Annotated in this window: 18 protein-coding genes; 6 read left to right on the top strand and 12 right to left on the bottom strand. The window is 70.2% G+C overall.

Annotated elements, in window-relative coordinates; genetic code table 11:
- The first annotated feature begins 30 nt into the window (after positions 1-30).
- Together ABD331_RS30795 and ABD331_RS30790 are read left to right on the top strand one after the other, a co-directional pair.
- Positions 31-924, top strand: coding sequence for a CDP-alcohol phosphatidyltransferase family protein (locus ABD331_RS30795; protein ID WP_344482078.1), 894 nt, complete (start codon positions 31-33; stop codon positions 922-924).
- A 21-nt stretch (positions 925-945) separates the two neighbouring features.
- Positions 946-1,983 carry a sulfotransferase family protein gene (locus tag ABD331_RS30790; protein WP_344482075.1) on the top strand — a complete coding sequence of 346 codons (1,038 nt, stop codon included), beginning with the start codon at positions 946-948 and terminating at the stop codon, positions 1,981-1,983.
- Positions 1,984-2,001: 18 nt separating this feature from the next.
- On the opposite strand, the gene ABD331_RS30785 is transcribed toward ABD331_RS30790, so the two are convergent.
- The 8 genes from ABD331_RS30785 to ABD331_RS30750 all read right to left on the bottom strand — a co-directional run bounded on the left by ABD331_RS30785 (position 2,002) and on the right by ABD331_RS30750 (position 12,252).
- Complete coding sequence (locus ABD331_RS30785) at positions 2,002-3,063, bottom strand: glycosyltransferase (RefSeq protein WP_344482072.1); 1,062 nt, start codon at positions 3,061-3,063, stop codon at positions 2,002-2,004.
- Positions 3,060-5,693 carry a bifunctional glycosyltransferase/CDP-glycerol:glycerophosphate glycerophosphotransferase gene (locus ABD331_RS30780; RefSeq protein WP_344482069.1) on the bottom strand — a complete coding sequence of 878 codons (2,634 nt, stop codon included), beginning with the start codon at positions 5,691-5,693 and terminating at the stop codon, positions 3,060-3,062. The genes ABD331_RS30785 and ABD331_RS30780 overlap by 4 nt, the downstream gene beginning before the upstream one ends.
- 91 nt (positions 5,694-5,784) lie before the next feature.
- On the bottom strand, positions 5,785-6,468 hold the full coding sequence (locus ABD331_RS30775) for an SRPBCC family protein (protein WP_344482067.1): 684 nt from the start codon (positions 6,466-6,468) through the stop codon (positions 5,785-5,787).
- A gap of 76 nt (positions 6,469-6,544) precedes the next feature.
- Complete coding sequence (locus ABD331_RS30770) at positions 6,545-7,399, bottom strand: FAD binding domain-containing protein (protein ID WP_344482064.1); 855 nt, start codon at positions 7,397-7,399, stop codon at positions 6,545-6,547.
- Positions 7,396-9,729, bottom strand: coding sequence for a xanthine dehydrogenase family protein molybdopterin-binding subunit (locus ABD331_RS30765; RefSeq protein ID WP_344482061.1), 2,334 nt, complete (start codon positions 9,727-9,729; stop codon positions 7,396-7,398). The genes ABD331_RS30770 and ABD331_RS30765 overlap by 4 nt, the downstream gene beginning before the upstream one ends.
- A complete protein-coding gene (locus tag ABD331_RS30760; RefSeq protein ID WP_344482058.1) occupies positions 9,726-10,208 on the bottom strand; it encodes a (2Fe-2S)-binding protein in 483 nt (160 codons plus the stop codon). The genes ABD331_RS30765 and ABD331_RS30760 overlap by 4 nt, the downstream gene beginning before the upstream one ends.
- A 93-nt stretch (positions 10,209-10,301) precedes the next feature.
- Positions 10,302-10,505 (bottom strand): hypothetical protein, encoded by a 204-nt coding sequence (locus ABD331_RS30755; protein ID WP_344482055.1) that lies wholly within the window; start codon positions 10,503-10,505, stop codon positions 10,302-10,304.
- Complete coding sequence (locus ABD331_RS30750) at positions 10,495-12,252, bottom strand: PspC domain-containing protein (protein ID WP_344482052.1); 1,758 nt, start codon at positions 12,250-12,252, stop codon at positions 10,495-10,497. The genes ABD331_RS30755 and ABD331_RS30750 overlap by 11 nt, the downstream gene beginning before the upstream one ends.
- Positions 12,253-12,366: 114 nt before the next feature.
- Here ABD331_RS30750 and ABD331_RS30745 point away from each other — a divergent pair, with 114 nt between their 5' ends.
- The 3 genes from ABD331_RS30745 to ABD331_RS30735 all read left to right on the top strand — a co-directional run bounded on the left by ABD331_RS30745 (position 12,367) and on the right by ABD331_RS30735 (position 15,465).
- Positions 12,367-13,575, top strand: a complete 1,209-nt coding sequence (locus tag ABD331_RS30745) for an ATP-binding protein (protein WP_344482049.1) — start codon at positions 12,367-12,369, stop codon at positions 13,573-13,575.
- Entirely contained in the window at positions 13,572-14,204 is a 633-nt protein-coding gene (locus tag ABD331_RS30740) for a response regulator (protein ID WP_148443373.1), read from the top strand. Before ABD331_RS30745 ends, ABD331_RS30740 begins: the two co-directional genes overlap by 4 nt.
- Positions 14,205-14,442: 238 nt before the next feature.
- Positions 14,443-15,465: a L,D-transpeptidase gene (locus ABD331_RS30735; protein WP_344482046.1), complete on the top strand. Its 1,023-nt coding sequence runs from the start codon at positions 14,443-14,445 to the stop codon at positions 15,463-15,465.
- Between the two features lie 91 nt (positions 15,466-15,556).
- Here the strand turns inward: ABD331_RS30735 and pcrA are convergent, their stop codons facing one another.
- Positions 15,557-17,788, bottom strand: coding sequence for a DNA helicase PcrA (gene pcrA, locus ABD331_RS30730; RefSeq protein WP_344482135.1), 2,232 nt, complete (start codon positions 17,786-17,788; stop codon positions 15,557-15,559).
- Positions 17,789-17,912: 124 nt separating this feature from the next.
- Here pcrA and ABD331_RS30725 point away from each other — a divergent pair, with 124 nt between their 5' ends.
- Complete coding sequence (locus tag ABD331_RS30725; RefSeq protein ID WP_344482043.1) at positions 17,913-18,632, top strand: PIG-L deacetylase family protein; 720 nt, start codon at positions 17,913-17,915, stop codon at positions 18,630-18,632.
- A gap of 154 nt (positions 18,633-18,786) precedes the next feature.
- Here the strand turns inward: ABD331_RS30725 and ABD331_RS30720 are convergent, their stop codons facing one another.
- From ABD331_RS30720 to ABD331_RS30710, 3 genes are all read right to left on the bottom strand, one after another.
- Positions 18,787-19,215 carry a PIN domain-containing protein gene (locus ABD331_RS30720; RefSeq protein ID WP_148443369.1) on the bottom strand — a complete coding sequence of 143 codons (429 nt, stop codon included), beginning with the start codon at positions 19,213-19,215 and terminating at the stop codon, positions 18,787-18,789.
- Positions 19,197-19,421 carry a type II toxin-antitoxin system VapB family antitoxin gene (locus ABD331_RS30715; RefSeq protein ID WP_148443368.1) on the bottom strand — a complete coding sequence of 75 codons (225 nt, stop codon included), beginning with the start codon at positions 19,419-19,421 and terminating at the stop codon, positions 19,197-19,199. The genes ABD331_RS30720 and ABD331_RS30715 overlap by 19 nt, the downstream gene beginning before the upstream one ends.
- 947 nt (positions 19,422-20,368) lie before the next feature.
- Positions 20,369-21,085, bottom strand: a complete 717-nt coding sequence (locus ABD331_RS30710) for a CPBP family intramembrane glutamic endopeptidase (protein WP_344482038.1) — start codon at positions 21,083-21,085, stop codon at positions 20,369-20,371.
- Positions 21,086-21,162 lie beyond the last annotated feature (77 nt).

The following is a 21,162-nucleotide window of genomic DNA, read 5'->3' as shown; positions in this document are numbered from 1 at the left end:
CCGGCGCGTCGCGTGGTCATGCTGGGAGGCATGAGGACCTATTCGCTGGATGACGTCTACGAGACACGCAAGCGGAGAGACTCCTGGTGGACCGTGTATTTCGTGGACCCGGTCGCCTGCCGGGTCGCACTGCCCGTCGCCAATCGCACCCGGATGACACCCAACGGACTCACGGTGTTCTCGCTGGTCCTCGGCACGGTGTCGGCCGCCTGTTTCGCAACGAACCAGCTCATGGCGGGCGCAGGCTTCTTCTATCTGAGCTTCATGATCGACTGCGTGGACGGCAAAATCGCCCGCCTCAAGGGCACGGGGACGCCGTTCGGTCTCTGGCTCGACTACGTGGGCGACCGGATCAGGGTGGTCCTGTGCGCGGGAGGCCTCGCCTACGGCCAGTACGCGCTGACGGGCGACGTGAGCTACGTGGTGCTCGGCGCGGCGGTCGCCGTCCTGGACCTGTTCAGGTACGTGAACGCGCCGCAGATGAAGCGCGTGCGCGAGGCCGTCAGGGAGGAGCGGCTGGGCCCGGACACCCTCACGGAGCCGGACGCCCTCACGGATCTCACGGAGGCGGATCCCCTGCTGGACCCGGACACCCTCACGGAGCCCGATCCCCTTCCCGGGCAGGAGTCGGAGCGGGTGGGCCGATCACCCCGGGCGCGCGGCTTCTTCCGGTTCTTCAGGCGGCTCAACAGGTTCCTGGCTCGCCACCGCGTCCGTTCGCACTTGGTGAGCGGCATCGAGTTCCACGCGGCGGTTTTCGTGATCGCGCCCCTTGCGGGGGCATGGGCGCTGATCCCGCTCGCCGCGTTGTCGGGGCTCCTGCTGCTCGCCAACGAAGTCTTCCTTGTCTACCGGATGTGGCTCTTCACGCGCAGGCACGGCGCGGGCTCGCCTCAGGAGAGCCGAGAGCACGTTCTCGTCTAGATTTTCGGGGGTTAGTACGACATGTCCGACCGACCAGTCTTCGTCATCGGATGTCCGCGGTCCGGCACCACGATGCTCCAGCTCATGCTCCACTCGCACCCCCGCATGGCGGTGCCTCCGGAGACGCGCTTCCTCGTTCCCGCTTATTACCGCCGCCGCACGTGGGGCGACCTCCGGGTCGCCCAGCGGCGCCGCGCCCTGGCGGAGTGGATCGCCACCGACCGCAGCACCAAGTTCCGCGAGCTGAAGATCGACAAGAACGAGTTCGTCCGGCAGGCCGTCGAGGGCCCCGGCTCGCTCGGCTCGGTGATCGGCACCGCCTTCCGCATGTACGCCGACCGCTTCGACAAGGCCCGCTGGGGCGACAAGCGGCCCAGCTACGTCAAGCAGGTGGACCTGCTGCTGCGGCTCTTCCCCGACGCCCAGTTCATCCACCTCATCAGGGACGGCCGCGACTGCGTGGCCTCGCTGAAGGAGATGCCCTGGTACACCCTCGACTCCTTCCACGCCGTCTCCACCTGGGCCGAGGCCATCGACGCGGGCGGCAGGCTGAAGCGCACGCTGCCCTCCGACACCTACTACGAGCTGCGCTACGAGGACCTCACGGACGACCCGATGACCGAGCTGAAGAAGCTCTGCCACTTCCTGGACGAGGACTTCTCGCCGTCCATGATCTCGCCGCGCGAGGCGGCCAGCGTGGCCGTGCCGCAGCACAAGGTCTGGCACAGCAACACGCACCGCGAGGTCACCCGCAGCCGCGTCGGGAGCTGGGCGACCCGGCTCGACGACTGGGAGATCGCGCTGTGCGAGCACATGCTGGGTGACCGGCTGGAGTCCATGGGCTACGAGCTGACCGGCGTGCCCAAGCCGGCCAAGGAGCACGTCGTGGCCTGCCAGAAGACGATGCAGAAGCGCAAGGCGTCGCGGATGCGCAAGGGCGTGCGGGACCGGTTCAACCGGCTGCGCGAGCCCAGCCCGGTCGCCGCGCTGCTCACCGCCCGCCAGCGGTCGATGGCCGGTGTCCCCCAGCAGCGCAAGGAGCTCACCGAACCCGTGTGACCGTAGAACGAGCGGGAGTCAGCGTTCGAGATGCGCGAACAGCAGCTCCCAGCGGTCCAGCACGTGCTCCAGGCGGAAGGCCTCGGCGCGGGCGCGGGCGTCCGCGCCCAGCCTGCGCCGCTCCTCCTCGTCGTCCACCAGCCGCCCCAGCTCCGCCGCGAACGCGTCCACGTCCCCGGGTGGCACCAGCACAGGCCCGGCCGACCGCACACCCCCCGACACGTCGAAGGCCACCGCGGGCACCCCGTGCGCCGCCGACTCCAGCAACACCACGGGCAACCCCTCGTAGTCGCTGGTCAGCCCCACGACGGAGGCGGCGAGATACTCCGCGGGCATCGCGGCGGCGGGCACCCGGCCGCGGAACACCACCCGATCGGCCACCCCCTCCCGCGCCGCGTGCGCGCGCAGCCGGTCCAGCTCCCCGCCGTCCCCGACGAGGTGCAGCTCCCACGGCTCGGGCGCGCCCGACCTGGCGAACGCGGTGATGAGCCGGTCGAAGCGCTTGACCCCTTCCAGCCGCCCCACCCCCAGCACCCGCGGCGACTCCAGCACCGACATCGCCTCCGGCCAGCCGGCCAGCGGGTTCGGCAGCGCGCTCGCGTTGGGCAGCAGCGCGTGCTCGGAGAACAGCCTGGCGTCCTCCTCGCTCAGGAAGACCGCCTGGTCGAGCTCCGGGTAGTGGCGCCTGATCGACGCCAGGTGCCAGCAGTCGCGGGCGTGGTCGTAGGAGCCGTGGTACTGGCCGATCGGCCGCAGCGAGCCGGGCAGCAGCCGCGCCGCCCTGGCCACCACGGACGGCGAGGTCAGCACCGCGTAGCCGGGCCCGATCCCGTCCAGCAGCGACCTGAGCCGCCGGTCGGCCCGCCGCCGCGCCAGGCCGCCCGCGCCCGCCGGGCGGTTGCTGAGCACGTGGTGGTGGTAGAGCGGGCGCGGCACGTACCGGAACGGCGCGGCGGCCCGCTGCAGGCCGATCACGTGCACCTCGTGGCCGCGCCGCGCCAGCCCCTGGGCGAGGGTGTGGGTGACCTGCTGGACGCCGCCGAGCGTGTCGGCGTCCAGGCAGGTGAACACGACGGTCATCGCGCGGCCCCCTCGAAGAAGTCGGTCACGATCCTGGCCGCGGCGTCGCCCTGCTCGTCGGCGCACCACAGGTCGCGGAAGGCCGCGTACCGCTCGGCGTAGGCCTCGTGCACGGCGGGCAGCGCGCGCAGCGTCTCCACCAGGTCCCCGGTCGTCGTCACGCACGGGCCAGGCGCGATGGCGGGCAGGTCGTGGTAGACGCCGCGCTCGGAGAGCCGGTAGTCGTCCCAGTCGTCGATGAAGAACACCATCGGCTTGCCCGTCAGCGCGTAGTCGCACATCACCGAGGAGTAGTCGGTCAGCAGCGCGTCCGAGGCCAGCATCAGGTCGTTGATCTCGGGGTAGGACCCGGCGTCCCTGACGAAGTGCCGCAGGTGCTCGGGCGGCCGGTAGCGTTCCACCGGATGCGTGCGCAGCACCACCACCCAGTCGTCGGCCAGCTCCTCGGCCAGCAGCTCCAGGTCCACCCGCACGGACTTGCCGCTGTGCTTGGCCCTGTCACGGTAGGTGGGCGCGTACAGCAGGACCCGCCGGCCCGGCGGCACCTCCAGCCGCCGCCGCACGTCGCCGGTCTGCCTGGCCAGGACGAGCGCGTCGCACCGGGGCGTCCCGCACCGGTACACCTTGCCCGCGTACCCGTTGGAGGGCAGGAACACCCGCGAGAACTCCGCGCTCGGCGACACCAGCGCGTCCCACCGCGCCACGGCGGCCCGCCACCGGGCGCGCGGCCCGTCGAAGTCGCCGCGCAGGTCGGGCGCGTCGAAGCCGATCGACTTGATGCCCTGCCCGTGCCACGTCTGCAGGTAGCGGGTGCCGCGCGGCTTGGGATAGTCGAGCGGGAAGCCGTGGCTGTCGACCCAGATGCCGGCCCTGGCCATGGTCCAGACGTAGCGCCAGCTTCCCCGGCGCACCAGGCGCGCGTCGGCGGGGAAGTTGCCGCGGCCCTTGGCCACCGACCAGACGGCCTCGATGGGCAGGCCGCGCCGCCTGATCTCCTCGTAGATGGCCCGGGGGCTGCCGTTGTACCCCTTGCCGACGTCCGACTCGAACAGCGCCAGGTTCCCGCGCGGGGGCAGCACCCTGATCAGCGCCTTGTACGCGCGCAGCTTGTTCGCGGGCGTGCTGAGCCGTTCGAACAGCCGCCGCCTGACCCGCCGCCACACCGAGCGGGGAGCCGGGCCGGGGCGCACGGTCAGGTACGCCGCGTACCCCTCGGTCCTGACCGTGCACCCGGGCAACTCGATCGGCTCGGTGTGCGGATCGGCGATGATCCGGTCGGTCGTGGTGTGCCCGTCGGAGGTCCTGGTGAAGCCGATGCGCGGGTCGCACCTGCCCTTGGGGGTGAACGTGACCGTGGTGACGTACCCGCCCTCGCCCGACGGCTCAGGCGAGATCGGGATGCGCTCCTTGCCGAGCCGCAGGAACGCCGTCCAGTTCACCGGCAGCGCGCCGAACGGGTCGTAGGTGCGCACGGTCATCCGCACCCGCTCGCCGTCCGAGGACAGCGCGGCGACCTCGTGCCGCAGCCTGGAGGCGCTGAAGGGCAGCTCGGCCAGCCGCAGCGCGGTGATGTCCAGGCCAGGGGAGACGGACGTGCCCCAGTACGTGCGCCCGTCGAGCTGCACGGCGGCCCTGGGGACGGCTCGCGGGCCGGTCAGCGCGCCCGCCGCCATCCGCAGGTCCTCGGTCCTGTCGTCCAGGATGAGCTGGCAGCAGACCCGGTCGAGCGGATCGACGCGCCGGAACACCTCGTCGGGGATCTCCTCCAGGTACGGCCGCACGATCGCGGCGAACTCCTTGACCCACACCGCGTCACGCAGCGGCAGCGGGTTGAGGTAGACCCGCAGGTCCTGGCGGAGGAAGCGGTACTGCCTGTGCGGCACCAGGTCGGCGGCGCCGTGCTCGCGCAGGAGGTCGTCGCTCAGGCGGGCCGCGATCACCCGCTGCCGCACGTTCGCCAGGTCGTCGATGCTCAGCGAGATCGAGTCGTTCGTGGGGGCCCGGTGCCAGTGGTAGACCGTCCAGGGCACGATCGCGAACCTGCGCGTCACCGCGTACAGCTCGGCGGCGAAGACGTGGTCCTCGTAGTGGATGTCCTCGGGGAAGCGCAGCGCGCGCTCGCGCAGGAAGGCCACGCTGTAGAGCTTGTTGGTGCTGAAGCTGTCGAGGAACAGCTCGGGCTCCTGCCTGATGCCCTCGACCACCCGCCGCCGCTCGAACAGCGACGGGTAGTACGGCCGCAGCCGCCCGCTCGGCTCGAACAGGCGCGAGATCTGCCCCGACACGAAGTCGGCGCCGGTCCGCTCGATCTCGGTGAGCAGGCTCTTGCACGCGTGCCTGGGCAGCTCGTCGTCGCTGTCGAGGAACATCACGTACGGCGCGCTCGCCGCGTCGATCCCGTCGTTGCGCGGCGCCCCGCAGCCGCCGCTGTTGACGGGCGAACGCAGGTACCGCACGCGCGGGTCGGCCCGCGCGAGCCGCCGGGCCACCTCCGGCGTGCCGTCCGTGCTGGCGTCGTCGGAGATGATCACCTCCAGGTCGCGCAGCGACTGCCGGAGCACGGAGCGCACCGCTCTGGGCAGGCGCTCCGCGTCGTTGTAGGTGATGACGACAACGGTGACGTCCGGCATCCCCCAAGTCCTCCCCCTAGTTCCCCAGCGGAGGAGACACTTCCCCGAGCGGCGGGGAAGCGTCCGGACTTTAGGGAGTATTTGCCGAAAATCAGCGCATAAGGCGACGTATAACCCAAATGAGGACAAGGATTGCCGCTATGCCGCCCGCGATGGGCGCCAGCCGCTTCAGCAGCGGCTGCCCGGCGATCTCCAGCAGGTCGAGCGCCTCCTCGTCGGGCGAGCGCGACGTCCGCAGCGTGCCCGCCGGCCGGACGTCCTGCTCCTGAGCGGAGCCGGGCTGCTCCTCCTGCTCGCTCTGGACGGGAGCCACCGGCTCCACCGTGGGCTCCGAGAGCAGCTCCGCCAGGTTCGCCGCGAACTTCTCGATGAGCCTGCCGCCGACCTCGGCCATCACGCCCCGCCCGAACTGGGCGGGCCTGCCGGTCACGTTGAACGACGTCTCCACCGTCACCAGCGTGGCCTCGTCACGCGGCTCCAGGTGCGCCTTGACCGTGGCGGAGGCCGTGCCGGAGCCCCTGGCCTCCTTGCCCGACGCCTGGATGGTGAGCGAGAAGGAGTCCTTGTCCACGTCCTCGAACTTGGCGGTGCCGCGATAGGTGACCGTGATCGGGCCGACCTTGACCTTCATTCTGCCGGTGAACTCGTCGCCCTCGAAGATGTCCAGCGTCGCCCCGGGCAGGCACGGCGCGACCCGCTCGACATCGAGCAACACGGCCCAGGCCTGCTCGATCGGTACGGGAACAGTGAACTCGTGCTCGAACCGCATCGCCATCGATCCGCTCCTTCTCCGATGCCAGTGACCCTACGACGGGTCGGGGGCGCCCCGGAAGAGGCACCCCCGACACAGATCAGAGTGCTCCGGCCGCCGCCCGTACCGCGCGGTCCGTCAGCACCTTGGCCAGATGCCGGCGGTAGTCCGGCTGGGCGTGCAGATCCGCCGGCGGCGAGGTGTCCGCCGCCGCCTCCGCGCACGCCTGGCGCACCTGGTCACCCAGCTCAGCGCCCTGCAGCGCCGCCTCGGCGGCACTCGCCCGCAGCGGCGTCGAGCCCATGTTCGTCAGCCCGATCCTGGCTTCGGCGATCGAGCCGTTCGAACGCCTGACCGCCGCCGCCACGCCGACGATCGCCCACGCCTGCGCCGTCCGGTGGAACTTCTCGTAGTGGAAGCCCCAGCCCTGGCCCAGCTTCGGGATGCGCACCCCGGCCAGGATCTCGCCCTGCCGCAGCGACGACTCCAGGTAGTCGACGAAGAACTCCGCCGCCGGGATCTCCCGCTCGCCGCCCGCCGAGGCGGCCACGAACACGGCGTCCAGCGCCAGCACCACGGCCGGCAGGTCGCCCGCCGGGTCCGCGTGCGCCAGCGAGCCGCCGAACGTGCCCCGGTGTCTGATCGCCGGATCGGCCACCTGCGCCGCAGCCAGCGCCACCAGCGGGCAGCCCGCCGTCACCACAGGGGAGCGCATGACCTCGTCGTGCGTGGCCATCGCGCCGATGTAGACGTGGTCGCCGCGGTCGTGCACGCCCTTCAGGTCGGCCAGCCGGCCGACGTCCACCAGCTTCGACGGGTACGCCAGCCGCAGCCGCAGGAACGGCAGCAGCGACTGCCCGCCCGCCAGGACCTTGGCGTCCTCGTCCGAGCCGAGCTCCTGGCACGCCTCGGCCAGCGACGCGGGCCGCACGTAGTCGAACTGCGCGGGGATCATTGCCCGGCTCCTTCCAGGGCTCTCCAGACACGCTCCGGCGTGCAGGGCATCTGGACGTCGTTGACGCCGCGCGGGCGCAACGCGTCCACGACCGCGTTCACCACGGCCGGGGTCGAGGCGATCGTGCCCGCCTCGCCCACGCCCTTGACGCCCAGCGGGTTGCTGGTCGCCGGGGACTCGGTCCTGTCGAGCGCGAAGTCCGGCAGGTCCGCGGCCGACGGGAGCAGGTAGTCGGCCATCGTGGCGGTCAGCAGGTTGCCTTCGGCGTCGTACACGGCCTCCTCGAACAGCGCCTGCGCGACACCCTGGGCGATGCCGCCGTGCAACTGGCCGTCCACGATCAGCGGGTTGACGACCTTGCCGACGTCGTCCACCGCCACGTACGAGCGGATCTTCACCATGCCCGTCTCGGTGTCCACCTCCACGGCGCACAGGTGCGTGCCGTGCGGGAAGGAGAAGTTCTCCGGGTCGAAGGTGACGTCGGAGTCGAGCCTCGCCTCCACCCCGTCGGGCAGGTTGTGCGCCGCGAACGCGGCCAGCGCCAGCTCCTGGATGGTCGTCTGCGACTCGGTGCCCCGCACCTTGAACGCGCCCGCCTCGAACTCCAGGTCGTCCGGCGAGCATTCGAGCAGGTGCGCGGCCAGCTTGCGGGCCTTGTCCCTGACCTTGTCGCACGCCTTCAGCACCGCGATGCCGCCGATCGTCAGCGAGCGCGAGCCGTAGGTGTCCAGGCCCTTCGGCGAGATCGCCGTGTCGCCGTGCAGCACCGTGACGTCCTCGAACGGCACGCCGAGCGCGTCCGCCACGATCTGGCTCCACGCCGTCACGTGACCCTGCCCGTGCGGCGAGCTGCCGGTGACGACCTCGACCTTGCCCGTGGCCAGCACCCGCACCGAGCCGTGCTCCCAGCCGCCCGCTCCCGCGTTGTTGCTGCCGAACCACCGCGACGGGCCCAGCCCGCACATCTCCGTGTACGTGCTGACGCCGATGCCGAGCTGGACGGGGTCGCCCCTGTCACGCCGGTCGTTCTGCTCCGCGCGCAGCTTGTCGTAGCCGAACAGGGCCATCGCCCGGTCCGTCGCCGCCTCGTAGTTGCCCGAGTCGTAGGTCAGGCCCGAGATCGTCGTGTACGGGAACTCCTCGTGCTTGATCCAGTTGCGCCGCCGCACCTCCAGCGGGTCCATCCGCAGCTCGGCCGCCAGCTCGTCCATCATCCGCTCGATGCCGAACGTGGCCTCGGGCCGCCCCGCGCCCCGGTAGGCGTCCGTCGGCATCTTCGTGGTGAACACGCCCGTGCAGGCGAACTCGTAGGCGTCCATCTTGTAGATGGCGTTGAACATCTGCGCCCCGAGCAGCGGCACCGCCGGCGTCAGCAGCACCAGGTAGGCGCCCATGTCGGCCAGCAGCTCCACCTGCAGCCCCCGGATCCGGCCGTCGCTGTCGGCCGCCAGCCTGAGGTGCTGGATCTGGTCGCGGCCGTGGTGCACCGTCAGGTTGCCCTCCGTACGCGACTCCGCCCACTTCACCGGCCTGCCCAGCCTGCGCGCCAGCAGCAGGCACAGCACCTCCTCCGCGGTCACCTGCAGCTTCGAGCCGAAGCCGCCGCCCACGTCGGGCGCGACCACGCGCAGCTTGTGCTCGGCGACGCCGGTCACCAGCGCCAGCATGGTGCGCAGGATGTGCGGGATCTGGGTGGACGTCCACATCGTGATCATGTCGCCGTCGGTGTCGCACAACACCGCCCGCGGCTCCATCGCGCTCGGGATCAGCCGCTGCTGCACGAACGTGCGGTCGATGACCACCGGCGCGTCCCTGAACGCCGCCTCCAGGTCACCCGAGGTCGACCGGAACGTGAACGCCCTGTTGCCCGACTCGTGCACCTTGGCGGCCGAGTCGCCGAGCGCCTCGTTCATGTCGAGCACCGCGGGCAACTGCTCGTAGTCGACCTCGATCGCCTCCAGGGCGTCCGCGGCGCGGTAGCGGTCGGTGGCCACCACGCAGGCCACCGCCTCGCCGACGTAACGCACCTCCGAGACCGCCATCGGCGGATGATCGGGGACGACCGTGTCGCCGCTGCGCGGCCACGCGCACGGCAGGCTGCCCTGCTCCGCCTCGAAGTCCCGGCCGCTGAAGGCCGCCACCACCCCCGGCAGGCCGCGTGCCCCCGACACGTCGATCCTGGTGATCCTGGCGTGCGCCATCGGGCTGCGCAGGAACATCACGTGCAGCGTGCCCGGCCGCGAGAGGTTGTCCGTCCACTGCGTGCGCCCTGTCAGCAGCCTGGCGTCCTCTTTCCGCTTACGCGGCCTGCCTACTTCCTGCGTGGTCATGGCGTGCTCACCGCCTGACCCATCTCCTGCGCGCCCCTGCGTACGGCGCGCACGATGTTGCAGTATCCGGTGCAGCGGCAGAGGTTGCCCTCCAGCCCCTGTCTGATCGTCTCCTCCGACGGATCCGGATCTTCCCTGAGCAGGTCTATCGCGGCCATGACCATGCCGGGCGTGCAGTAGCCGCACTGCAGCGCGTGCTCTTCATGGAAGGCCTGCTGCATCGGGTGCAGCGAGCCGTTGGCGCCCAGACCCTCGATCGTGACGACGTCGCAGCCGTCTGCCTGGACGGCGAGCACCGAGCAGCTCTTGGCGCTCTTGCCGTCGATCATGACCGTGCAGGCGCCGCAGTTGCTGGTGTCGCAACCGATCGGGGTGCCGGTCTTGCCCAGGCGTTCTCGTAGTAGATGGACGAGCAGGAGTCGCGGCTCGACGTCCTCCTCGTACTGGATACCGTCGACAGTGACGGTGATTCGGGGCATACGTCCTCCCTCAGGAGCAGGGGGAAAGGCGGACACTCCGAACCTACGCCGGTGTTTTTCCCGGTCAAGCGTTCCGCACCACGGACCACCGGCTTACTTGCCGCGGATCACCCTCGCGATGATCGCCACCAGCCCTGCACAGGCCAATCCCAGCACCAGCACCCCGACGAGGACCAGCGGATCCGTGATCGCGCGTGTCACCACCAAAATGCCCAGAACGACGAAGAGCACGCCGCTCAGCAGGGCCATCCAGTCCGTCCGGTGCAGGCGACGCCGCCGCTCGACCTCACGCGGCACGCCGCACCTCCATGTCGCCGAGACCGCCCCGCAAATTGAGCACGATGGTGGGCGCCTTGCCCTTCGGTTTCACCTCGGGCTCCAGCACCTTGTCCGTCCGGACGTCCACGCCGCCCCTGAGCGACTGGTCGATCACGATGTCGCCCACCTTGTTGCTGGCGTGCACCTCGACCCGCGCCGACGGCGGCACGATCACCACCAGCTCGCCCACCGACACCGCGGCGTTGACCGTCACGTTCGAGCCCGGTGGCAGCTCCAGCTCCGACAGGTCGAGCCGGCCGTCGCCCATCCCGACGTCGAACAGCCGGCTCGCCTCCGCGATCGTCGCCGGCGCCCACTCCGCCGAGCCGATGTTCCTCGGCACGCCGCCCAGCATGAACCCCATGCCCACGATCAGCGTCACCGTCGTGCCCGCCGCCACCAGGCCCGCGCCGCGGCCCCACCAGGCGGCCACCAGCAGGCCCGCGCCGATCGTGATGAGCATGGCGCCGCCGACGATGGTCGGGCTCACTCCCGCCGCCGACCTGGATTGCACGGCCACGACGATCCCTCCGGTGATCAAGGCGAGCAGGATGGTGATGAGGCCGATGAACGACCTCGGGCGCCGCCGCTTCTGGACGGGACGGGGGTACAGGCTCGGGTCGTACGGGGAGTAGCCGCCCGGTCTTCTGGCCGGGTCGAGCGGGCGGTAGGGGCCGTTGGGGGCGAACGGGTCGCCGTGGCTGCCGTAGTTGACTGGGGGTGTTGCGGGCGTCGGGTGTTCCGCGGTGATCGCGTACGGGGAGGCGGGGGGCTCGTCCTTGGGGCGGTCCGTCTCGCGCGCATGAGCGACCGCCTCCGACACCTCCTCGGGCGCCGCCTCGGGCGTCGCCTCCGACGTTGCCTCGCGCGCCGTCTCGGACGTTGCCTCGCGTGCCGCCTCGTTCCTTGCCATGCGGGCCGGCTCGGGCGTTGCCGTGGGTGCCGCCTCGGGCACGCCTTCCGCCGCCGCCTGCCTGGCCGCCGCCTGCCGGGCCGCTGCCTCCTGAGGGGCCGCCGCCTCCTGCGAGCCTGCTGCCTCCTGCGAGCCTGCTGCCTCCTGCGGACCTGCTGCCTCTCGCGAGATCGCCGTCTCCTGCCGGATCGGCGCGCCCTCCTGGGGCAGGTCCTCCGCCGGGGGCGGCGTGGGCGCGGCCGGTGCCTGGGGTGGCACGGGCGCGGCGGGTGCCTGGGGCGGTACGGGCGCGGCGGGCGCGCGTACGGGGGCGGGCGGCGCGGCGCTCTCGTACGAGGCGGCGGCCCGCTCCGCCCCCGGCCGGCGGCTCAGCCGCTCGGGCATCGACCGCGCCAGCGCCCGCAGGTCCACCCCGCTCGCGTGCGCGGCCAGCAGCGACACGGCCAGGAACACCCCCACCACCAGCGTGCCCGTGTCCAGCCACACCGTCGCCAGGTTGATCGCAAGACCGAAGCCCAGCACCGCCGTCAGCAACGCCATCACGGCCTCGGCGTCGAAGTCGCGCCGCGTCCACTGCTCGATGATCCCCGGCCGCCCGTTCGGCTCCTTCATGAGCAGGAACGCCGAGATGTAGAGGAACAGCCCGATTCCGGAGCCGAGCAGAAGCACCGCGAAGGCCACGCGGAACACCACGGGGTCGATGCCGGTGTGCCGCCCGAGGCCCGCGCACACTCCCATGAGGAAGCGCCCCTCGCTGCTGCGTCGCAGCTCGCGGGGTGGTGAGGCCGGCTGCCTGGGCGGAGCTTCTGTCATGCCTACCATCGTGGACCTACGCGTGCGCTCCTCGCATCCGGGACACCCCTGACCCGACCCGGGGGTTGTTCCCTGATGCCCGTGGCGTCCCCGACGTGTGACTATGGCCATGTTATGGCTGACCAGAAGACACTCGCCGAGCAGAGCGGCGACAAGCCCTACCGCCGGATGATGCGCCCCATGGACGGGCGCCTGCTCGGCGGTGTCGCCCAGGGGCTGGCGGCGCAGCTCAGGCTTGACCCGGTGGTGGTCAGGCTGATGTTCGTGCTGCTCACCGTCGTCCAGGGGGCGGGCGCGGTGGCGTACGCGGTGTTGTGGATGGTGACGCCGCGCGCGCCGCACGAGGGGCCGGCGCCGCAGCGCGACTGGAGCCAGCTCGCCGCGTTCAGCGCGATCGGGGCGGCGCTGTTCTCGTTCGGCTGGCTGACGGGGGCCAACCAGGGCGGCATCGGGCTGCTGCCGTTCGCGGCGGGCGGGATCGGCGCGCTCATCCTGTGGCAGCAGGCCGACCCGGAACGCCGCAGCAGCTGGGTGAGCGGCGCCTCGCGCAGCATGAGCAAGAACCGGGTGCGCACGCTGATCGGCATCGCCCTGGTCGTCATCGGCGCGACCGGGTTCCTGGCCGCGGAGGGCGAGCTGCCGCAGGTCAGAGACAGCCTGCTGTTCACCGTGGTGGTCGTCGGCGGCCTGCTCGTCATCGCCGCGCCGTGGCTGGCCGGCCTGTGGAAAGAGCTGCAACTGGAGCGGCGCGAGCGCATCAGGCAGGAGGAGCGGGCCGAGGTGGCCGCCATGGTGCACGACTCGGTCCTGCACACGCTCACCCTCATCCAGCGCGTCGCCCACGACCCCCGCGAGGTCTCCCGCCTGGCCCGCTCCCAGGAGCGCGAGCTGCGCAACTGGCTCTACCAGCCCAAGCAGGACGCCGACGCCACGGTGGCGGCGGCCGTGCGCAGGATCGCCGCGGAGGAGGAGGACGCGCACGGCGTGCCCATCGAGGTCGTCTGCGTCGGCGACATCGCTCTCGACCCGTCCGGCAAGCTGGCCGCGATGCTGAAGGCGTCCCGGCAGGCGATGGTCAACGCGGCCAAATACTCTGAAAGCCCCTCCATTTCCGTGTACGCGGAAGTTGAGGGTGAAGAGGTCACGATTTTCGTGAAGGATCGGGGCAAGGGGTTCGACCTCGAGGCGGTGCCGCTCGACAGGATGGGGATCAGGGAGTCCATCATCGGGAGAATGGAACGTCACGGCGGTACGGCCCGGGTGCGTACCGAGCCCGGCGAGGGCACGGAAGTGATGTTGACGATGAAGGTGGAGAAGGCATGACGCGCGTACTGATCGTCGATGACCACCGGTTGTTCCGATCGGGCGTGCGCGCCGAGCTGGGCGACTCGATCGAGGTCGTCGGCGAGGCCGAGGACGTGGAGACGGCCGTCCAGGCCATCGCCGCGCACCAGCCCGACGTGGTCCTGCTCGACGTGCACATGCCCGGCGGCGGCGGCCAGGAGGTGCTGCGCCGGGTGCTGGGCTCCGGCTCCCAGGTGCGCTTCCTGGCGCTCTCGGTGTCGGACGCGGCCGAGGACGTCATCGGCGTGATCAGGGGCGGCGCCCGCGGCTACGTCACCAAGAACATCAGCGGCAAGGAGCTGACCGACGCCATCAACCGGGTGGCCGACGGCGACGCGGTGTTCTCGCCGCGGCTGGCGGGCTTCGTGCTCGACGCGTTCGCCTCGTCGGAGGCGCCGTCCATCGACCCCGAGCTCGACTCGCTGACGCAGCGGGAGCGGGAGGTGCTGCGGCTGATCGCGCGGGGGTACGCGTACAAGGAGATCGCCAAGGAGCTGTTCATCTCCGTCAAGACGGTGGAGACGCACGTGTCGTCGGTGCTGCGCAAGCTGCAGCTCTCCAACCGCCACGAGCTGTCCCGCTGGGCGACCGCGCGTCGTCTCGTCTAGTTCTACGCGCTTGGTTTTACGCGCTGCCGTGGCCTGCCACCCGCCGTACTCCGGCTGACGGCCCTCCATGTAACGGCCGCTGACCCTTCAGTGGTGGCCCGCCGTTACGCGAGCCCACGTTGCCCAGTTACGTGGTTTTGGACCGTTACAGGATAGTTATCGGGCTTTCGCACACGAATCAGTACTCCCAGTTGTCTCACAAGGAGGTAGTCGAAGCACAAGTCCAGGAGTAACCCCTTTGAAGCGCGTCACCCGGATGCTTCCGGCACTGGTCGCACTGGTCGCCGCGACGGCGTGCGCGGCGGAGAGCGCCCCCGTCCCTCAGGCCACGGCCCCAGTAACGGCACAGGCCACGGCACAGGCCACGGCACAGGCCACGACCGTACCCGCCGCAGCGGCGGCGGCCCCCACCCCGGCCCCCACACCGACCTCCTCCACTCCCGCAGGGAAGAAGATCAAGGTCGGCATCGCGGACATCACTCCCATGGGGGAGAAGACCGAGAAGGTGGGCGTCGGGTTCCCGATCATCGTCACGTTCGACCGTGACGTGAAGGACAAGGCGGCCGTCGAGTCGGTGCTGGACGTCGAGTCGGAAGAGGCGCACGAGGGCGCGTGGCGCTGGGTGTCGGCACGCAAGGTCATCTACCGGACGAAGACGTACTGGAAGCCGTACCAGAAGGTGCTCTTCACCGCGCGCCTGTCGGAGCTGCCCGGCAACACCGGCGCCAAGAACGTCTCCCGCAGGTTCGCCGTCGGCTCCAAGAACATCTCCGTGGTCGACACCCGCAAGCACACCATGAAGGTGTACCGCAACGGCAAGCTGGCCAAGAAGATCCCGATCAGCGCCGGCAAGGGCGGCCTGATCAGGAACGGCGTGGACGTCTACCTGACCACCAGCGGCGTGCACCTGACCATGGGCAAGAAGGCCGTGGAGACCATGACCTCCTCCTGGATGGGCGTGACGGACCCCAAGGACCCGCGCTACTACAAGGAGGAGATCCCGTGGGCGGTGCGCATCTCCGACAGCGGTGAGTACGTCCACCAGAGCGCCGGCTACTACCAGTACCTCGGCAACTCCAACCAGAGCCACGGCTGCGTGCGCGCCACCCCGGCCGGCGCCAAGTGGTTCTACACGATCGCCCAGCGCGGCGACGTCGTGAAGATCACCGGCACCAAGCGCAAGCTGCAGTGGAACAACGGCTGGAGCTACTGGCAGCTCAACTGGACCCAGTGGAAGAAGGGCAGCGCCCTGAAGGGCTGACCCGCCGCCACCCAAGACCGAGGGCCGCTCTCCCGCGAGATCTCGCAGGAGAGCGGCCCTCCGCCATGTCTCAGAGCTCCTCCAGCGGCTTTTAGAGCTTCTCCAATGGCGCGTACGCCAGCAGCAGCGTCTTCTCCCCGCCACTACCGAAGTCGATCTTCACCTTGGTCTTCTCCGCGACCCCGTCCACCGACACCACCGTGCCCAGCCCGAACGCGTCGTGCGAGACCCGGTCGCCGGGCGTCAGCGAAGGCACCTTGCGCCCGCCTCCCGACGAGCTCTTGGCCGGGGCGGCAGGGCGGGCCGGCTCGCGCCGCGTGGCCGCGCTCCAGGCCGACTTCTCCGGGTCGGTGCGCCACTCCAGGAGCTGGTCGGGCACCTCGTTCACGAAGCGCGAGGCGGGATTGAACGACGGCGCGCCCCACGAGCTGCGCACGGCCGCCCGCGTGAGGTAGAGCCGCTCCTGCGCCCTGGTGATGCCCACGTAGGCCAGCCGCCGCTCCTCCTCCAGCTCCTTCGGCTCGCCCAGCGAGCGGACGTGCGGGAACACGCCGTCCTCCATGGCCGTCAGGAACACGACAGGGAACTCCAGGCCCTTGGCGGTGTGCAGGGTCATCAGCGTGACGACCCCCTGCCCGCCGTCCGCGTCGGGGATCTGGTCGGCGTCGGCCACCAGCGACACCTGCTCCAGGAACTCCACCAGCGTGCCCTCCGGGTTGGCCTCCTCGAACTCCGAGGCCACCGAGATGAGCTCGTTGAGGTTCTCCAGGCGGGACTCGTCCTGCGGGTCCTCCGACGCCTCCAGTTCGGCGCGGTAGCCGGTGGCCACCAGCACCTCCTCGGCCAGCGCCGACGGCGGCATGCCCGCGCCCTTGGCGATCAGCTCCTCGACCAGCGCGACGAACTCCTTCACCGCGTTGAGCGAGCGCGTGGCCATGCCGTACGCCTCGTCGGCCCTGCGCAGCGCGTCCCAGAAGGTGATGCCCTCGCGGGACGACAGCGCCTCGATCATCGCCTCGGCCCGGTCGCCGATGCCGCGCTTGGGCACGTTCAGGATGCGCCGCAGCGACACCACGTCGGCGGGGTTGGCCAGCACCCGCAGGTAGGCCAGCAGGTCCTTGACCTCCTTGCGCTCGTAGAAGCGCACGCCCCCGACCACCTTGTACGGCAGGCCGGTGCGGATGAAGATCTCCTCGAACACGCGGGAGGCCGCGTTGGTGCGGTAGAAGACCGCGACGTCGCCCGGCTTGACGTCCTCCTCGTCGCTGAGCCGATCGACCTCCTGGGCCACGAACATGGCCTCGTCGTGCTCGTTGTCGGCCACGTAGCCCACGATCTTGGGGCCGTCGCCCTGGTCGGACCAGAGGTTCTTCGGCTTGCGCGACTCGTTGCGGGAGATCACCGCGTTGGCGGCGGCCAGGATGTTCTGCGTGGAGCGGTAGTTCTGCTCCAGCAGGATCGTGCGGGCGTCGGGGTAGTCGCGCTCGAACTCCAGGATGTTGCGGATCGTCGCGCCACGGAAGGCGTAGATGGACTGGTCGGCGTCGCCCACCACGCACAACTCCGACATGTCGGCGCCCGAGCGCACCAGCTCGCCGTCGTTCGTGCGCAGCTCCGGATGCCCGACCAGCTCCCTGATCAGGATGTACTGGGCGTGGTTGGTGTCCTGGTACTCATCCACCAGCACGTGCCTGAACCGCATCCGGTAGTGCTCGGCCACGTCGGGGAAGAGCTGGAACAACGTCACCGTGTTCATGATGATGTCGTCGAAGTCCATCGCGCCGGCCTCGGTCAGCTTGAGCTGGTAGGCCTTGTACGCCTGCGCGAGCGTCTTCTCCAGGTGCGAGCCCGCCCTGTCGAGCGCCGTCTCGTAGTCGATCAGCTCGTTCTTGAAGTTGCTGACCTGCGCCGAGAACGAGCGCGGCGGGTAACGCTTCGGGTCGAGCTCCATCTCCCTGCACACCATGGCCATCAGCCGCTGCGAGTCGGCCTGGTCGTAGATGGAGAAGCTGGACGGGAAGCCCAGCCGCTTCGCCTCGCGGCGCAGGATCCGCATGCAGGCGCTGTGGAACGTCATCACCCACATCGCCTTGGAACGCGGCCCGACGAGCTTGTCGATGCGCTCCTTCATCTCCCTGGCGGCCTTGTTGGTGAAGGTGATCGCCAGGATCTCGCCCGGATGCACGCTCCGCTCGCCCAGCAGGTACGCGATGCGGTGCGTGAGCACCCGCGTCTTGCCCGACCCCGCTCCGGCCACGATGAGCAGTGGACTGCCATGATGGATCACGGCCTCGCGCTGCTGCGGGTTGAGGCCATCGAGCAAGGGGTGGTCAACAGAGACTTGGGTCGGCACCCACCTAGGTTAAGACGCTCCACCGACAATCGGCGCCCGGAATGCCGTCGGCGGGGTTCCGGTTGTCCTCAACGTAAGGTCCGAAAGGGGAGCCATGTTGCCGGAAAGCGAGATCAACCGCGTACTCGTCGTGACCGCCCATCCCGACGACGCCGACTTCGGCGCCGCAGGAAGCGTGGCGTTGTTCGTGGACAGAGGCGTGGAGGTCACGTACCTGCTGGTCACGGACGGTGACGCCGGCGGGAACGAACGCACCCTCGACAATTCCGGCATGGCGGAGCTGCGCAGAACCGAGCAACTCGCCGCCGCCAAGGCGGTCGGCGTGACCGACGTGCGCTTCCTCGGCTACTCCGACGGCCAGGTCGTGCCCTCACTGGAGCTGCGACGGGCCATCGCCCGCGTCATCCGCCAGGTCCGTCCGGACCTCGTGATCACCCACCACCCCGACCGCAACTACCAGTTCATCGCCCCCAGCCACCCTGACCACCGCGCCGTGGGCGGCGCCACCCTGGACGCGGTCTACCCGGACGCGCGCAATCCGTACGCGTTCCCGGAACTGGCCAAGGAGGAGGGGCTGGAGGCGTGGACCGTACGCGAGGTGTGGCTGAACGGGGGTTCCACGCCGAACCACTGGGTGGACATCACCGAGTCCATGGACCGCAAGCTCGCGGCCTTGCAGTCGCATGTCAGCCAGGTTTCACATGTTGAAGGGTTCGCCGACTTCGTCAGGAGCCGGTTCGCGGCTTGGGCTGAGCAGGCCGGGTTCGGGGAGGGGCGTTACGCGGAGGGCTTCCAGGTGGTCCCCACGGCCTGAGCCCCCCTGGTAGCGCCTTGTAAGGCTTCGGAACCGTTCGCCGCCTTGGCACGGTCATGTGCCTCGGCACGGCCGCCCACCACTTCGGCACAGCCGTCTCCTCCGGAGTCAGCGCCCGCTTCGGCGGTGGCGTCCACCTCGGAACCGGCGTCCACTACGGCACCGAGCCGGGCGGCACCACCCACAGCGAGGGCTGCCCCGTCACCTCCGAGATGATGTCGAACGAGTGCCCGTAGTGCAGGATCGTCGCCCCGTGCACCTCGGCACAGGCGGCGATCAGCAACTCGTTCGTCCCGATGCCCCGATGCTGGGAGATCTCGACGAGCTGCCGCTGCACCGCCATCGCCCGCGCCTGCACCTCCTGATCCACCGGCAGCAGGATGCACTGACGCTGGGCGTGCAGGATGCGCTGGTAGTGACCGTAGTCGCGGGCACTGTAGAGCACCTCCAGGTCGATGACGCTGCACGTCGCCACCGCCCGCGCCGCGAACAGCGGCTGCATCGCCTTGGCGATCACCTCGCTCACCCGGATGCGGGCCAGGGCGCTCTTGTCCAGGAGATACATCAGTCCTGTCGTTGCCACGCATGCTTCGTGATCTCCGGATCCAGCAGATCCGGGCTCCCCTCCGTGCGCCAGAACTCGAACGCCCTGATCGCACATGTTCTTTCCGCGTCCCTGTCGACGACCGCCCGCAGAGCGGCGTGGACCGTTTCTCTCATGGTCGGCGTGCCCAGCGTCTGCTGGGCCGCCTCCATGAGCTCCTTGTCGATGTCGATTACCGTACGCATGCAGCACCACCTCCGTACCTCCGGCTATTTCGTGATGTAGGGGAGGCGCACCGTTCCAGGGAACACAGCCTTGAAAACAGGCGCCTCGGAGACGTTAAGGCCTGCGAGGCTCCAGGCCACAGGGCGAATTGAGGGCGGGGGAGAAAACGATGCCGCGGGGCGAAATCCTTCACCCCGCGCGTGTCGAATGATTCACCCGGGAGGCGGGTGGTGCTCACTTTGTGTGGTCGCAATTGGGGGCGGGAGGGGTGGAACGGCCATTCCGGGCCGGGGGCACTGAACGGCTGGACTGCGAAGCCGGATCCACGGCCGGGGGTGTCGCCCCGGGCTCGGAACCGGGAGCCGGACCCAGAACTGGAACCGGACCCAGCACCGCGAAGCTCGGGGTTCGGAGCTGGGGCCGCGTGTGCGAAGTCGGCCCTCACCCTGCGGTCGGCACCGTGTACTGCGGTCAGAACCCGGCACTGCGGCCGGGCACCGTGCACTGCGGTCAGAACCCGGCACTGCGGCCGGGCACCGTGCACTGCGGTCAGAAGTCGGCACTGCGGCCGGGCACCGTGCACTGCACCCGGGACCCGGCACTGCGGTCAGAACCCGGAACTGCGGTCAGATCTCGGCACTGCGGCTGACACCGCGCACTGTGGCCGGGACCCTGCACTGCGGCCAGAACCCACGCTGCCGTCAGGGCCCGGCGCTGCGGCCAGGACCGGGGCACTGCGGCCAGGACCGGGCAGCGCGCTCGGGCGTCTGGTCGGGGGTCCGCCGCTGCAACCAGGCGTCCGGTCGCGGGCCCGAGCGCTGCAATCGTGCGTCGGCCAGGGTCGGGCGCTGCGATCGGGCGTCCGGTCAGGGTCGGGTGCTGCGATCGGGCGTCCGGTCAGGGTCGGGTGCTGCGATCGGGCGTCCAGCCGGGATCCGGCACTGCGGTCGACGCCCGGCACATGCGATCAGACCTTGGTATCGGCATCCCCCCGGTCAGGACCCGGCAGCTTCGCCGCGATCCGCGCGAAGGCATACCCAAGAGAGTTGGTGGCCAGATGCAGCATGACCGGAGTCAACAACCCCCGATGACGACGCAGTTCACAGAACAACACCCCAGCCGCCCCCGTGGACACCACACTCCCCGCCACAACCCGCGCCGTATCCAAATGCCCTGGCGACTCACCCGCCGTCAAAGCCCCCAAAGCGGGATTCGCACGCGCCATGTCAATGGCCGGCAAGACATGCCAGACCCCGAACAACGCCGACGAAACCGCCGTAGCCGCCACCGTCCCATGCCGCCGACGCAACATCCCGTACAGCGCCCCCCGAAACCCCACCTCCTCCAGCAGCACCGTGCCCAGCGGAACCTGCAGCAGCGCCTCCTCCAGCACCCGCGCCCGCGACAGCGACAGTGCCCGATCGTCATGGAACAGCGGCCTGGTCCGAGGCATGGCGACGCCAGCCGTATAGACCGCAGCCACCGCCGCCACTAACGCACCTCCGGCGACGGCACCACGCCCGCCATGCTCGAACCCGAGCTCCTTCCAGGACACACCGGACTTGCGCGCCATCGCGACCAGCGCGGCCGTGGCCACGGCTGAGGTCAACGGGCCCAGGCGAGGGGCGATCTTGTTGTTGAGGATGTTGGCGGCGGTGAGGACGGCAATCGAGCGCAGCAGCACCCTTGCAGGCTACGTCCCACCCCGCCCACCCGCTCCGTCGTCGCCTTGGCCGCCCCGCCCACGCTCTCCGCCCTCGC

The sequence above is a fragment of the Nonomuraea monospora genome (assembly GCF_039531895.1).
In the GTDB taxonomy this organism is placed as follows: domain Bacteria; phylum Actinomycetota; class Actinomycetes; order Streptosporangiales; family Streptosporangiaceae; genus Nonomuraea; species Nonomuraea monospora.
The sequence above is the reverse complement of the archived record's forward strand: the minus strand, read 5'-3'. Positions and strand labels throughout refer to the sequence as shown.

Excerpts from the sequence above, each read along its gene's own strand:
- ABD331_RS30795 (WP_344482078.1), top strand. The coding sequence starts at position 31 with ATGAGGACCTATTCGCTGGATGACGTCTACGAGACACGCAAGCGGAGA.
- ABD331_RS30790 (WP_344482075.1), top strand. The coding sequence starts at position 946 with ATGTCCGACCGACCAGTCTTCGTCATCGGATGTCCGCGGTCCGGCACC.
- ABD331_RS30785 (WP_344482072.1), bottom strand. The coding sequence starts at position 3,063 with ATGACCGTCGTGTTCACCTGCCTGGACGCCGACACGCTCGGCGGCGTC.
- ABD331_RS30780 (WP_344482069.1), bottom strand. The coding sequence starts at position 5,693 with ATGCCGGACGTCACCGTTGTCGTCATCACCTACAACGACGCGGAGCGC.
- ABD331_RS30775 (WP_344482067.1), bottom strand. The coding sequence starts at position 6,468 with ATGGCGATGCGGTTCGAGCACGAGTTCACTGTTCCCGTACCGATCGAG.
- ABD331_RS30770 (WP_344482064.1), bottom strand. The coding sequence starts at position 7,399 with ATGATCCCCGCGCAGTTCGACTACGTGCGGCCCGCGTCGCTGGCCGAG.
- ABD331_RS30765 (WP_344482061.1), bottom strand. The coding sequence starts at position 9,729 with ATGACCACGCAGGAAGTAGGCAGGCCGCGTAAGCGGAAAGAGGACGCC.
- ABD331_RS30760 (WP_344482058.1), bottom strand. The coding sequence starts at position 10,208 with ATGCCCCGAATCACCGTCACTGTCGACGGTATCCAGTACGAGGAGGAC.
- ABD331_RS30750 (WP_344482052.1), bottom strand. The coding sequence starts at position 12,252 with ATGACAGAAGCTCCGCCCAGGCAGCCGGCCTCACCACCCCGCGAGCTG.
- ABD331_RS30745 (WP_344482049.1), top strand. The coding sequence starts at position 12,367 with ATGGCTGACCAGAAGACACTCGCCGAGCAGAGCGGCGACAAGCCCTAC.
- ABD331_RS30740 (WP_148443373.1), top strand. The coding sequence starts at position 13,572 with ATGACGCGCGTACTGATCGTCGATGACCACCGGTTGTTCCGATCGGGC.
- ABD331_RS30725 (WP_344482043.1), top strand. The coding sequence starts at position 17,913 with ATGTTGCCGGAAAGCGAGATCAACCGCGTACTCGTCGTGACCGCCCAT.
- ABD331_RS30715 (WP_148443368.1), bottom strand. The coding sequence starts at position 19,421 with ATGCGTACGGTAATCGACATCGACAAGGAGCTCATGGAGGCGGCCCAG.